We start from the raw sequence: 13,962 nt of genomic DNA on the forward strand, positions 1-13,962 counted from the left end.
AGTGGATGAACTAGGAAATTTTATTTTGGCCGTCATCACGACAAATCCAAATAAGGTTGCGGGTGGAACGGCTATATTTACTTGCAGTACCGTAGAGGAAATGGAGTCTATTTCAGGGAGCTTGGAGGCGATTTTAGATGGGGTCGCCCACAGATTGAGCGACGATTTATATATTATTGTGAAACATTAACATTTTGAAATAAAGTTGTTTGAAATGCATATCTTTGGTAAGATGTACTAGATAAATACGCTCGTTTCCCCCTTCTTGATTAGAAGGGTTTTTTACGTAAACGGTCAGATCATTAAAAATGAATGATGAGTGTTCGGAAAGGAAGATATATATGGTAAAACCGGTTGTGGCCATTGTTGGCCGCCCAAATGTAGGCAAATCAACGATTTTTAATCGAATTGTCGGAGAAAGAATTTCTATTGTTGAGGATGTTCCAGGGGTAACAAGGGATCGCATTTATAGTTCTGGAGAATGGCTAACGAAAACGTTCAATCTTATTGATACAGGTGGGATTGAAATCGGGGACGAGCCACTCTTAGTCCAAATGAGACAGCAGGCTGAGATTGCAATTGAAGAAGCAGATGTTATTATCTTCATGGTAAATGGCCGCGAAGGGATAACATCTGCAGATGAAGAGGTGGCAAAGCTTTTATTCCGTTCCAAAAAACCAATTGTTTTAGCAGTAAATAAGATTGACAACTTCGAAATGAAAGACCAAATGTATGAGTTTTATTCATTAGGTTGTGGGGAACCATTTCCTATTTCTGGTTCTCATGGTTTAGGTTTAGGTGATTTGTTAGATGAGGTTGTCAAACATTTTCCTGATAAGAACGATGAGGAATACGATGAATCGGTCATCCAATTTTGTTTAATTGGCCGACCGAATGTAGGAAAATCATCCTTAGTTAATGCGATCTTAGGTGAGGAAAGAGTCATTGTAAGTGATATTGAAGGTACAACAAGAGATGCAATCGATACGAAGCTAATGCGTGACGGTCAAGAATATGTCATCATTGACACAGCGGGCATGAGAAAAAAAGGAAAAGTCTATGAAAATTTAGAAAAATATAGTGTCCTCCGTGCTTTAAAAGCAATGGAACGCTCCGATGTTGTCCTTGTAGTCTTGGATGGTGAACGAGGCATTATTGAACAGGATAAAAAAATTGCAGGATATGCCCATGAAGCAGGTCGGGCTGTTGTTATCGTTGTAAATAAATGGGATGCAGTTGAAAAAGATGAAAAAACAATGAAGGAATTTGAACAGAAAATCAGAGACCATTTTCAATTCTTGGATTATGCACCCATTGTGTTCCTATCAGCGAAAACAAAGAAGCGAACTCACACGCTCCTACCAATGATTAATGTAGCAGCTGAGAGTCACAATATGCGCGTTCAAACCAATATCCTGAACGATGTCATTATGGATGCTGTTGCAATGAATCCAACCCCAACAGATCGCGGTACAAGATTAAAAATTTACTATGTAACACAAGTTGCTGTGAAACCACCGACGTTTGTTATTTTTGTAAATGATCCGGAATTATTGCATTTTTCTTATGCACGATTTTTAGAAAATAGAATTCGGGAGGCTTTTGAGTTTACAGGAACGCCGATAAAATTAATTGCTCGTGCCCGAAAATAAATTTGATTAATCGTCGAAGGAGTGAATGTGGTATGGGGAGATGTGCTGTCATCGGAGCCGGAAGCTGGGGAACAGCATTAGCGATTGTGCTTGCGGATAATGGGCATGAAGTTAGGCTGTGGTCTCATCGTGAGGATCAAATCCAAGAAATAAATAGCCTTCATACAAATAAAAAATATTTACCAGGAATTGAGCTGCCAACAAGTATTGTAGGATATTTCAAGCTAGAAGAGGTATTAAAAGATATAGAGATCCTAATAGTAGCTGTACCTACTAAAGCCATTAGGGAGGTAGTTGGACAAATAGTGCCTTTGCTTTCAAAAAAGGTTCTCATTTGCCATGTAAGTAAAGGGATTGAGCCAGATACATTAAAGCGCATTTCAGAAATGATTATAGAAGAGGTGCCGGACCATTTATATGAGGATATTGTGGTACTATCCGGTCCCTCCCATGCGGAAGAGGTAAGCAGAAGACAACCAACTACAGTGACAGCATCATCTGCAAATCTTGAAGCAGCTGAAAAAATTCAAGATTTATTTATAAATCAAAACTTTCGGGTTTATACCAATCCGGATATTGTCGGTGTTGAAATTGGGGGTGCCTTAAAGAATATCATTGCACTCGGAGCGGGTATTTCAGATGGATTAGGGTATGGCGATAACGCCAAAGCGGCCCTTATTACCAGGGGACTAGCAGAGATCTCGAGACTCGGAGTGAAGCTTGGAGCAAAACCATTAACATTTGCTGGTCTAACTGGAATAGGCGACTTAGTAGTAACTTGTACAAGTGTTCACAGTCGAAACTGGCGTGCGGGAAACTTACTTGGGAAGGGACATAATCTTGATGAGGTATTGGAAAATATGGGGATGGTTGTTGAGGGAGTAAGGACGACAAAAGCAGCCTATCAACTTGCCCAAAGGGAAAATACCGAGATGCCGATTACCAATGCTATTTATGATATTCTTTTTAATAATCGCCCTCCTAAAGATGCGGTTGAGGGCTTAATGGGACGATGCAAAACGCAAGAGCTGGAAGATTTATATCAAATTTCCAAGATGAAATAGGGTAAACACCTAATTTTTCTCTTTGCATATAGTATGATGAGTGCTATCGACAAGGGGAGGATTCATTGTGGACGAATACGGATTTAGGCATAGGGATTTACTCGACAAAATTGAAAATAAAACAAAAATAAAATCAGCGGATCTTTTTGCATTGGCTGATTCGGTTAAAGATGCTGATTTTGGAGATGAGAATATCGTTCGGCAGCTCGTTAAACAGATTTCAACGCTTGCTAATATCCCTGTTCCAGAGGGTATAGAGAATTCAATTATTGATTCCTTTAAAAATCAAAATGAATCTTGAGAAAAATAAAAAAGGATAGGCACTTTTACGAGGCAACCTATCAATTTTTTGCATAATATAAAGTGTATCACATTAGTTGAGCTGTGATTTAAAGGAATAATTTAGTCTACCCATTGCTAAAGCATTTGCCCCGTGCTTTAGCTTTTTTTATGAAATAAGAAATTGTACTTTTTTTACTCTCTTTTCACCGATTCCTGTTATTGTGACATCCCTCTTCCAACCTCTTCTAAGGGTATGGTATAATATTCAGCGATTTGAAAAGGAGCGATGTTGATGACCCCGGGTATGTTAAAAATGTATATTTCTTTTGTTGGTATTGGTTCTATGTTCATCTCTGTTATTTTAATTTATCTCAGCAGATATAAATTAAAGGGGTTTTTGAGCACAATTATTGCGGTATTCGCTTATATTTTTATGATTTTAGCAGGCATTATTATCTTTTTTGTAGTCTTTAGCGGTCCTGTTGCTGATAATTAGGGAGGGTATCTATTGTTTAAAAAATTAAGTGCGTTTTCTATTATGTTTGTATTTATTTTATTGCTTTCCGGATGCTTATACCCGCAGGATAAGCTTGCCCAAAATAAGATTCCTTATAAGGATCAAATCGCAGCTGTACAAACTGCAGTTGACGAATACCGAAAAGCAGAAGGTGGAATGCTTCCTATCAAAACAAAGGAAAGTAACACGCCGGTTTTTCAAAAATATTTAATTGATTTTAGCAAAATAAGTCCGCGTTTTATTGCTGAACCACCAGGTAGCTCTTTTGAAGGCGGCGGTATTTTCCAATACGTTTTAGTAAATGTTGAAAGTAATCCAACTGTTAAATTAATAGATTTGACGGCAGTTGATATCATTCGTGATTTGAAACTACGTATTAACATTTATGGAGAGAAACATGGTTATCCTCCTTATAAGGAATTGCTCGACAAGGGGAACGGCTATTATACACTCGATTACGAAAAATTAGGCTATGAAAAAAATAATCCACCGTTCGTCAAAAGTCCTTTCTCAGGCAAAAATTTATCGTTATTCATAGATACGAAAGGCGAGATCTTGATTGATTATCGACCTGATTTATATGAGGCATTACAAAAGTTTAACCATACCTATAAAGCTGGCGACGACATCCGCTATTTGCTGGTTGACAACTCTGACTTCGTGCCTGCTTTTTCCGTTCCGTACACAGTAAAAAATAATGAACCGATTTTTTTAACAGAATAGCTGAATTTTAGTCATGAACCCTGCTCTTCCTTAATACTTTTTTATAGAGCAGGGATTTTTTTATCTATGATTGATTTCATCTACATTCAAAAAACTAAAAATATTATTTTGGTCATATTTAATTGGGACAACATCATACATTAATACTAACTAACATAAGTATGGTACCCAGAACCAAAAGCGGGAGGGGTTCAAATGGAAAAAGTAGATATTTTTAAGGATATTGCAGAGCGCACTGGCGGCGATATATATCTAGGTGTCGTAGGTGCAGTAAGAACTGGAAAATCAACATTTATCAAAAAATTTATGGAATTAGTAGTATTACCGAGTATCAAAAATGAGGCAGACAAGATTCGTGCCCAGGATGAATTACCGCAAAGTGCGGCTGGACGTACAATCATGACAACTGAGCCAAAGTTTGTCCCTAATCAAGCTGTTGCAGTCGCTGTGGATGACGGCTTAGAAGTTAACATTCGATTAGTTGATTGTGTCGGGTATACCGTTCCGGGTGCTAAAGGTTATGAGGATGAGAATGGTCCAAGAATGATAAATACACCATGGTATGAAGAACCAATCCCATTCCATGAGGCTGCGGAAATTGGCACTAGAAAAGTAATTCAAGAACATTCAACATTAGGGGTTGTGATTACGACAGATGGATCGATTGGTGAAATCCCTCGTGCAGATTATGTTGAATCCGAACAACGTGTCATTGAGGAGCTTAAAGAAGTTGGAAAGCCATTTATCATGATTATTAATACGGTTCATCCTCATCATCCTAATACAGAAAGCTTACGACTAGAACTTAATGAAAAATATGATATTCCTGTATTAGCAATGAGTGTTGAAAGTATGAGGGAACAAGATGTCATTAATGTCCTTCGTGAAACATTATATGAGTTCCCTGTCTTAGAAGTGAATGTGAATTTACCTAGCTGGGTTATGGTGTTAAGAGAGGATCATTGGCTTCGTCAAAGCTATCAGGAAGCTGTAAAGGATACAGTGAAAGATATTAAACGTTTACGAGATGTTGATCGTGTCGTGGGTCATTTTGGTGAATATGATTTTATTGACCAGGCAAGTTTAGCAGGCATCGAAATGGGGCAAGGAATTGCTGAAATTGATCTATATGCCCCAGATGATCTTTACGATCAAATCTTAAAAGAGGTTGTCGGTGTTGAAATTAGGGGAAAAGACCATTTACTTCAGCTAATGCAGGAGTTTGCCCATGCAAAGACTGAGTATGATCAAGTGGCTGATGCCCTAAAAATGGTAAAACAAACCGGCTATGGCATTGCCGCACCATCTTTACAGGATATGAGCTTAGATGAGCCAGAAATCATCCGTCAAGGATCAAGATTTGGTGTCCGCTTAAAGGCAGTAGCTCCATCAATCCATATGGTAAAGGTGGATGTTGAATCTGAATTTGCACCAATCATTGGTACCGAAAAACAGAGTGAAGAACTAGTCAGATATTTAATGCAAGATTTCGAGGATGACCCACTTTCAATTTGGAATTCCGATATTTTCGGGCGCTCACTAAGTTCCATTGTTAGAGAGGGCATTCAAGCGAAATTATCGCTGATGCCGGAAAATGCACGTTATAAGCTTAAGGAAACGTTAGAAAGAATAATCAATGAAGGTTCGGGTGGGCTTATTGCTATCATCCTATAACCCGATTGTACCAAAGGAAAGAGGCTGATTTTAAAATCAGTCTCTTTTTTCACTATAAACATAGGGGAAAATGGTAAAAATAGCGCAAAAATGCAAAAAAAGAATGAAAGATATTGAATTATCTTCAATTGTCGGTTAATATTAGCATGTCAATAAATAGCTGTTAACATGTATAGAATCTGGAAATACTGTTAACAAAGATAGTAACAGCTATTTATTACTATCAAAAACTATTTAGGCTATGATAGTTTTAATTAAATGAAATTTACAACTCAGGTAATCTATTTTTCAAAAGTGAATTACCTAAAATGTTTTTGGGAGGAGGTGAATGGCATGAACAAAACAGATTTAATTAATGCAGTAGCTGAAGGTACTGAATTATCTAAGAAAGATGCTACTAAAGCTGTTGATGCTGTTTTTGACGCTATTTTGGGCGCATTACAACAAGGTGACAAGGTTCAATTAATCGGATTTGGTAACTTTGAAGTACGTGAGCGTGCAGCTCGTAAAGGCCGCAATCCACAAACTGGGGACGAAATCGAAATCCCAGCAAGTAAGGTACCAGCTTTCAAACCAGGTAAAGCCCTTAAAGACGCTGTTAAATAATGAAAATACATATGGGCTTTTTCAAAGAGCCGCACATTTGTGCGGCTCTTCTTTTTGGTAACATTTTTATAGTATAGTAAAGACTAAATGTAAAAAAGAATAGTATAATTAATTTTCGGGATACACTATCATTAGACGAACAATCGTGGTATCGCTTGAGGAGGAAATAATGTGAATGTAAACCATGAACAGATAGAACAAGCGGTTCGGATGATACTGGAAGCAGTGGGTGAGGATCCAAATCGAGAAGGGCTTTTGGATACACCTAAACGGGTTGCCAAAATGTATGCTGAGGTTTTTGCGGGGATAAGTAAGGACCCAAAGGAGTACTTCGATACGATTTTCAGCGAAAATCATGAAGAATTAGTGCTTGTAAAGGATATTCCTTTTTACTCCATGTGTGAGCATCATTTGGTTCCTTTTTTTGGTCAAGCGCATGTTGCTTATATACCAAAAGGCGGGAAGGTGGTCGGCTTAAGCAAATTAGCTCGTTCTGTTGAAGCGGTGGCCATGAGACCACAATTGCAAGAAAGAATCACAACGACAGTAGCGGATGCCATTGTCGAAAAGCTTAAGCCATATGGAGTAATGGTTGTTGTTGAAGCAGAACATATGTGTATGACAATGCGAGGCGTAAAAAAGCCAGGGTCTAAGACGGTAACTTCCGCGGTTAGAGGAATTTTTGAAAAGGATGCTGCAGCAAGAGCTGAAGTTTTGTCATTAATAAAAGAATAGACAATCATCGAAATTTACATTGACAATCCAAGCTATGTGATGAGATATTATTATGAGATATGGATTGGATTTAGGAGGATTTACAATGGAAAGTCAATCTTCTTCAAACAGTGATTTTATTGTCATTAAAGCCAAAAGTGATGGAGTTACCGTGATTGGCCTTACAAGAGGTACAGACACAAAATTCCACCATACTGAAAAGCTGGATAAAGGTGAAGTGATGATTGCTCAATTTACAGAGCACACATCGGCAATTAAGATTCGTGGTAAAGCCATTATTCAAACAGCCCATGGTGAAATGGATACAGAAGTATAAGACAGAGAAGAAAGCATTCCCCAAGGTTTAGGAGGCCGTTTTCTCATTTTAGATAGACAAGGGTGATGAGCGTGAATGACATCTATGAAGAAATAGAACAGATTAAAGCGGACATAGATCAACGAGTCAAACATCCTTATTTAATGAAGTTTATTGATGTCCCTATTATTGAAGAACAAAAATTGCTATTATTGTATTTTATATTAAAAAAATCGAACATGCCGTTCGATCGAATTCGCCAGTCGACGGTAGCAACGATGCTTGTTCAACTAGCATTAGACACACATGAATTAGTAGGGTTGCATCGTATTGAAGATGATAATCCGTTTATGAAACAACGCCAATTAACGGTGCTTGGTGGGGACTATTATAGCGGCCTCTATTATTATCTATTAGCGCTCGTTGATGATATACCGATGTTAAAAATATTATCAACCGCTATTAAAGAGATTAATGAACATAAAATATCCGTCTATCATCAGGATTTTAATGTAATAGATGAATACCTAGATAGTGTAGCCATGATTGAATCTCTTTTAGTGCAAAAGGTAGCACAATACGTTGGCAACAATGAAATGCGCGAATTTGCAAAGCAATTATTATTAGTTAACAGATTAAACCGTGAAAAAAATATATTCAAGTCAAGAAGTTATTCCGCTATCATTGATGGTATTAGTGCGATTCATGGAGAAAAGAGTGGAATACTAAGAAAAATTGATCCTAAGCAGGCTTTCGGTTTGGTTGATAAGCAAATCATGAAATCGATTCACTATGTAGAAACATTCTTAGAAACAAATTCTGTTACTTATAGCTTTCTTAGTGAAAAGGTCATGGCTTTTATTAACAATTTGGATATTGCAATGGAAAAAGCTGTGAAAGAAGGGTGAAGAGTGGCTTATTCAAAGGAAGAACGCGTTCATAACGTATTTGAAAAAATCTCGGAAAAATATGATGTAATGAACTCTATCATAAGTTTTCAGCGCCATATAGCATGGCGGAAAGACACAATGAAGAGGATGAACGTTCAACCTGGTTCAACAGCCCTTGATGTATGTTGCGGAACAGCTGATTGGACTATTGCGTTATCAGACGCAGTTGGGCCAAAAGGAAATGTTGTTGGTTTGGATTTTAGCAAAAATATGTTAAAAATCGGCGAACAAAAAGTGAAAGATCTGCAACTAAACAATATCGAGCTTATCCATGGAAATGCGATGGAACTCCCGTTTGCTGATAACACATTTGATTATGCCACAATAGGATTCGGTTTACGTAACGTACCTGATTATATGCAGGTATTAAGGGAAATGGGGCGGGTTGTAAAACCCGGTGGAAAGGTCGTTTGTCTTGAAACATCGCAGCCAACGATGATTGGTTTTAGGCAAATTTATTATTTATATTTTCAATTTATTATGCCGCTATTGGGTAAACTATTTGCCAAAAGCTATAAGGAATATTCATGGCTGCAAGAGTCCGCCAAAGACTTCCCAGGCCGAAAGAAATTGGCGCAAATGTTTAAAGAAGCGGGACTTGAGAAAATCCAAGTTAAAGCCTATACTGGTGGCGTTGCAGCAATGCATTTAGGCTTTAAACCTATGGATAAATAAGCTGTTGATTAAGGTGAAATAAATGATACTGAAAAGGCTTTACACATTTATTAATTCTGACTTAGAAACAATAGAAAAAGCGTTGGAAGAGACAATTCAGGCCGAAAATCCAGTGCTGAAAGAAGCTTCTATGCATTTATTACAGGCTGGTGGGAAAAGGATTCGACCAGTCTTTGTTTTATTGTCTGCAAAATTTGGAAATTACAATATAGACATAATAAAAAATGCTGCAGTTGCTCTTGAATTAATACATACTGCTTCCTTGGTTCATGATGATGTCATTGACAATGCTGAATTGCGAAGAGGGGCACCAACAGTAAAGGCAAAATGGGATAATCGAATTGCCATGTACACGGGTGACTATATTTTTGCAAGAGCTGTAGAACTTATGACAAACATTGAAAAGGTTGAAGCTCATAAAGTTTTATCGAAAACAATGGTGGAGCTTTGCATCGGTGAGATCGAGCAAATTAAAGATAAATATAATTGGAATCAAAATCTACGCACGTATTTTAGGAGAATCAAAAGAAAAACGGCAATTCTAATTGCTGTAAGCTGTGAGCTGGGTGCAATCGTTTCCGAAGCACCAGTCGAAATTCAAAGAAAATTGTATCGCTTTGGATATTATGTTGGGATGGCATTTCAAATAACAGATGATATTCTTGATTTCACAGGTACGGAGAAACAGCTTGGCAAACCGGCCGGAAGTGACTTATTACAAGGAAATATTACCTTGCCTGTCCTTTATGCGCTGCGAAATGAGGCATTAAAAAAAGAAATCATTGATACATTTGATATGAACAATGAACAAGCAATGAAACACATCATTGCGCTAGTAAAAAGTTCTGGTGGTATTGAATACTCAAAAAATATTAGTGAACGATACTTGAAAAAAGCGCATGACATTATTAAAGGTCTACCAAATTCCAAAGAAAAAACAGCACTATTAAATATTGCAAAATATATTGGCAAGCGAAAGTTTTGAAAATTGCTATTTAAACTATATTTTGATAAAATGTGAAATGATTTTTAAAAGGCTACAATTATACATAATGACTGGAGAGATGTAACAATGGAAAAAACATTTATCATGGTTAAGCCTGATGGCGTACAACGTAACTTAATCGGTGAGATTGTATCTCGCTTTGAAAACAAAGGATTTAAATTAGTAGGTGCTAAATTAATGACTGTTTCAAAAGAATTAGCAGAAGAACACTACGGTGAACATAAAGAGCGTCCTTTCTTTGGTGAATTAGTGGACTTTATCACATCAAGCCCTGTTTTTGCAATGGTTTGGGAAGGCGAAAACGTAATTACAACAGCTCGTCAAATGATGGGAAAAACAAATCCTGCTGAAGCTCTTCCAGGTACAATTCGTGGCGATCTTGGACTAACAATGGGCAAAAACGTTATCCACGGTTCAGATTCACCAGAAAGTGCTGCGCGTGAAATTGGTCTTTGGTTTAAGGAAAATGAAGTAAGTGAGTACAAAAAGCAAGTGGATGAGTGGGTATATTAATAAGCCTAACAACCGGCCAGAATGGCCGGTTTTTTTTTATATACTAGTAACATTACTTTTTAACTAGAACTACTAAAGAGCTTTTGTTATAGTAAATTCAAGGGGAGTCTTTAAAGTAGAGGAGAAAAAGAAATGGGGAGCGACTACCAAGATTTTATAGCGAAAGTTCATAGAAAGACTGGAATTAATTTATCTTGCTATAAAGAAGCACAAATGAAGCGTAGACTAACATCACTTTATGAGAAAAAAGGATTTAAAAGCTTTCAAGACTTTTTCAATGCGATGTCTACAGATCACAAGTTGCTGGATGAATTTTTAGATCGCATGACGATCAATGTCTCAGAATTTTATCGAAACAGTAAACGTTGGGAGATATTGCAACAAAAGATTATTCCTAAATTGCTAGAAAAAAACAAAAGACTAAAAGTATGGAGTGCCGCTTGTTCGACAGGAGAAGAACCATACACAATCGCGATGATCTTATCGCATTTCATGCCGCTTTCACAAATCCAAATTCTTGCCACTGATTTGGATGAAACAGTCATTAACCGTGCGAAAACTGGTATATACCCGGAACGCTCATTAGTAGAAGTACCAGATGATATAAAAAAGAAATTCTTTACGAAAGACGGAATTTTCTATAAAGTAAGTGATGATATTAAAAGGACGGTAACCTTCAAAAAACATAATTTATTGGCGGACCCGTTTGTGAATAACTTTGATTTAATTGTTTGTCGAAATGTGCTGATCTATTTTACAGAAGAAGCAAAGGAAGTTTTATATAAAAAGTTCAGTTCAGCTTTAAAAAGCGGTGGAATTTTATTTGTTGGCAGTACAGAACAAATTTTTAATCCGCAAATCTATGGCTTAGAGTCAGAAGATACTTTTTTTTATCGTAAATTGTAGATTCGTTTTTTTTTCTAGTAAGAATTCAAAATATACAGACGACAAATGAATTTCATTATGTTATATTATATTAATACATAAATGCTTTAAAGAGGTGAAGAGTGTTGAAATATATTACAGCTGGAGAATCACATGGACCACAATTAACGACAATTTTGGAGGGAATCCCTGCACAATTATCATTAGTTGCTGAAGATATCAATGAAGAACTTGCCCGTCGCCAAAAAGGACATGGTAGAGGGCGCAGAATGCAAATAGAGAAAGACCAAGTCCAAATTTTAAGTGGTGTCCGTCATGGTAAAACATTGGGATCACCGATAACACTTGCCGTTGAAAATAAGGATTGGACACACTGGACGAAGATTATGGGAATAGAACCTCTTGTTGAAGAAGAGGAAGAAGATATAAAGCGAAAAATCTCGCGCCCAAGACCAGGCCATGCAGACCTTGTAGGGGCCATCAAATATGGTCATCGTGATATGAGAAATGTTCTTGAACGATCATCAGCCCGAGAAACAACAGTACGCGTAGCGGCAGGAGCTGTAGCTAAAAAGCTCTTATCCGAGCTGGGTATTACGGTAGCTGGCCATGTTTTAGAAATTGGCGGGGTTAAAGCAGAAAATATTTCCTATGAGAGCCTTGAGGATTTAAAGAAAAGATCCGAGAACTCACCTGTTCGCTGCCTTGATGAAGAGGCAGAGAAAAAAATGATGGAAGCCATCGACAAAGCGAAGGAAGACGGCGATTCAATCGGCGGTATTGTAGAAGTTATTGTCGATGGATTACCTGCCGGCGTTGGCAGCTATACCCATTATGATCATAAGTTGGACGCGAAAATTGCTGCAGCAATGGTTAGTATTAATGCTTTCAAAGGTGTTGAATTTGGTATTGGTTTTGAAGCAGCAAGAAGACCTGGCAGCCAGGTTCATGATGAAATCCTTTGGAATGAACAAGAGGGCTATACTCGAAAAACAAATAATTTAGGTGGATTTGAAGGTGGCATGACGAATGGGATGCCAATCGTTGTACGCGGTGTAATGAAGCCAATCCCAACACTTTACAAGCCACTCCAAAGTGTTGATATTGATACAAAAGAACCATTTGCGGCAAGTGTTGAGCGTTCTGACAGCTGTGCCGTACCTGCAGCAAGTGTTGTCGCCGAAGCAGTGGTAGCTTGGGAAGTTGCTAATGCGATTGTTGAGCAATTTGGGAAGGACCGTGTTGATCAGATAAAAGAAAATATCGAAAAATGGAACGAAAGAGCGAGGAAGTATTAAGATGGAAACCTTAACGATTTCTACTTCTTCTCGGGAATACCCTTTATATATTGGGGACCAGCTTCGCTTTGAAATTCAATCGTATATACAAGCTCTTAGGTCTGATGTTTCGAGCATTTTAATTATTACAGATACCAATGTGGAACCGTTGTTTTTAAATGATATTAAAAATGCATTGACTGATTTTGCACACATTTATGCCTACGTTGTGCCAAGTGGTGAAGAAGCGAAGTCATTTTCGGTATTCTATGATTGCTTGACCTTTGCTCTTGAACATGAGCTTGACCGCAAATCGCTGGTTATCGCCCTAGGTGGTGGTGTTGTCGGCGACCTATCTGGCTTTGTTGCAGCTACTTATATGCGAGGTATTCCGTTTATTCAAATGCCGACCACGCTGCTTGCCCATGACAGTTCTGTCGGCGGCAAGGTAGCAATTAACCATCCGTTAGGTAAAAATATGATAGGTGCCTTTTATCAGCCTGAAGCTGTTGTTTATGATACGGATATGCTCTTAACTCTCCCTGAGGATGAGTGGCGTTCCGGTTTTGCTGAAGTAATTAAGCATGCATTGATCTGGGACGAGCCGTTTTATGAATGGTTGAAAGCTGAAATTCACTCTTTGGATGATTTACGCGGCGAGAAACTACAATATGTCTTGGCAAAAGGAATAGGTGTTAAGGCTGAAGTTGTCTCTCAGGATGAGAAAGAAAGCGGGATTCGAGCTTATTTGAATTTTGGGCATACATTAGCACACGCGATTGAGGCAGGACTTGGGTATGGCACAATGAGCCATGGGGATGCTGTCGCCATTGGCATGCTGTTTGCGATTCGAGTAAGTGAGGAATATTACCAAAAGAATTTACAGCTTGATGCATTTAGATCGTGGTTTAAACAATATGGCTTTCCGGAAGTCCCGAAAAGTCTTGAGGCAGAAACTCTTCTACAATTAATGAAAAAAGACAAAAAAGCACAAGCGGGTTCATTACGATTTGTGTTAATGAAAAATATTGGTGAGGTTGAAACTGTAAAAGTAGATGATGAATTTATCTTAAAGTTGTTACAAAAGGAATTACAGGAGGTGTAGGTC

At 37.9% G+C, this 13,962-nt stretch carries 17 protein-coding genes; all 17 read left to right on the top strand.

What is annotated here, in order from left to right:
* Position 1: 1 nt before the first annotated feature.
* The 17 genes from ACNQFZ_RS17980 to aroB all read left to right on the top strand — a co-directional run bounded on the left by ACNQFZ_RS17980 (position 2) and on the right by aroB (position 13,959).
* Positions 2–190: a capping complex subunit for YIEGIA gene (locus ACNQFZ_RS17980; RefSeq protein WP_458412679.1), complete on the top strand. Its 189-nt coding sequence runs from the start codon at positions 2–4 to the stop codon at positions 188–190.
* A 151-nt stretch (positions 191–341) separates the two neighbouring features.
* Positions 342–1,652, top strand: coding sequence for a ribosome biogenesis GTPase Der (der, locus tag ACNQFZ_RS17985; protein WP_458412680.1), 1,311 nt, complete (start codon positions 342–344; stop codon positions 1,650–1,652).
* A 32-nt stretch (positions 1,653–1,684) separates the two neighbouring features.
* Entirely contained in the window at positions 1,685–2,716 is a 1,032-nt protein-coding gene (locus ACNQFZ_RS17990; RefSeq protein ID WP_458412681.1) for an NAD(P)H-dependent glycerol-3-phosphate dehydrogenase, read from the top strand.
* 67 nt (positions 2,717–2,783) lie between these two features.
* The gene (locus tag ACNQFZ_RS17995) at positions 2,784–3,017 is read left to right on the top strand and encodes a stage VI sporulation protein F (RefSeq protein WP_458412682.1); all 234 of its coding nucleotides are present in this window, start codon (positions 2,784–2,786) and stop codon (positions 3,015–3,017) included.
* A gap of 273 nt (positions 3,018–3,290) precedes the next feature.
* Entirely contained in the window at positions 3,291–3,494 is a 204-nt protein-coding gene (locus tag ACNQFZ_RS18000) for a DUF2768 domain-containing protein (RefSeq protein ID WP_458412683.1), read from the top strand.
* A 42-nt stretch (positions 3,495–3,536) separates the two neighbouring features.
* Positions 3,537–4,238: a hypothetical protein gene (locus tag ACNQFZ_RS18005; RefSeq protein WP_458415440.1), complete on the top strand. Its 702-nt coding sequence runs from the start codon at positions 3,537–3,539 to the stop codon at positions 4,236–4,238.
* A 195-nt stretch (positions 4,239–4,433) separates the two neighbouring features.
* Positions 4,434–5,912: a stage IV sporulation protein A gene (gene spoIVA, locus ACNQFZ_RS18010; RefSeq protein WP_458412684.1), complete on the top strand. Its 1,479-nt coding sequence runs from the start codon at positions 4,434–4,436 to the stop codon at positions 5,910–5,912.
* A 333-nt stretch (positions 5,913–6,245) separates the two neighbouring features.
* A complete protein-coding gene (locus ACNQFZ_RS18015) occupies positions 6,246–6,518 on the top strand; it encodes an HU family DNA-binding protein (RefSeq protein ID WP_458412685.1) in 273 nt (90 codons plus the stop codon).
* Between the two features lie 171 nt (positions 6,519–6,689).
* Positions 6,690–7,253 carry a GTP cyclohydrolase I FolE gene (gene folE, locus ACNQFZ_RS18020; protein WP_458412686.1) on the top strand — a complete coding sequence of 188 codons (564 nt, stop codon included), beginning with the start codon at positions 6,690–6,692 and terminating at the stop codon, positions 7,251–7,253.
* An 85-nt stretch (positions 7,254–7,338) separates the two neighbouring features.
* Complete coding sequence (mtrB, locus tag ACNQFZ_RS18025) at positions 7,339–7,569, top strand: trp RNA-binding attenuation protein MtrB (RefSeq protein ID WP_458412687.1); 231 nt, start codon at positions 7,339–7,341, stop codon at positions 7,567–7,569.
* A 65-nt stretch (positions 7,570–7,634) separates the two neighbouring features.
* Complete coding sequence (locus tag ACNQFZ_RS18030; RefSeq protein WP_458412688.1) at positions 7,635–8,456, top strand: heptaprenyl diphosphate synthase component 1; 822 nt, start codon at positions 7,635–7,637, stop codon at positions 8,454–8,456.
* Positions 8,457–8,459: 3 nt separating this feature from the next.
* On the top strand, positions 8,460–9,173 hold the full coding sequence (locus tag ACNQFZ_RS18035; RefSeq protein WP_458412689.1) for a demethylmenaquinone methyltransferase: 714 nt from the start codon (positions 8,460–8,462) through the stop codon (positions 9,171–9,173).
* Positions 9,174–9,195: 22 nt separating this feature from the next.
* Entirely contained in the window at positions 9,196–10,158 is a 963-nt protein-coding gene (gene hepT / locus ACNQFZ_RS18040) for a heptaprenyl diphosphate synthase component II (RefSeq protein ID WP_458412690.1), read from the top strand.
* Between the two features lie 87 nt (positions 10,159–10,245).
* On the top strand, positions 10,246–10,692 hold the full coding sequence (gene ndk / locus ACNQFZ_RS18045) for a nucleoside-diphosphate kinase (RefSeq protein ID WP_458412691.1): 447 nt from the start codon (positions 10,246–10,248) through the stop codon (positions 10,690–10,692).
* 132 nt (positions 10,693–10,824) lie between these two features.
* Positions 10,825–11,598, top strand: coding sequence for a CheR family methyltransferase (locus ACNQFZ_RS18050; protein WP_458412692.1), 774 nt, complete (start codon positions 10,825–10,827; stop codon positions 11,596–11,598).
* A gap of 104 nt (positions 11,599–11,702) precedes the next feature.
* Complete coding sequence (gene aroC / locus ACNQFZ_RS18055; RefSeq protein ID WP_458415441.1) at positions 11,703–12,875, top strand: chorismate synthase; 1,173 nt, start codon at positions 11,703–11,705, stop codon at positions 12,873–12,875.
* A gap of 1 nt (position 12,876) precedes the next feature.
* A complete protein-coding gene (gene aroB / locus ACNQFZ_RS18060) occupies positions 12,877–13,959 on the top strand; it encodes a 3-dehydroquinate synthase (protein ID WP_458412693.1) in 1,083 nt (360 codons plus the stop codon).
* Positions 13,960–13,962 lie beyond the last annotated feature (3 nt).

The organism is Schinkia acidoalkalinis (assembly GCF_054301215.1).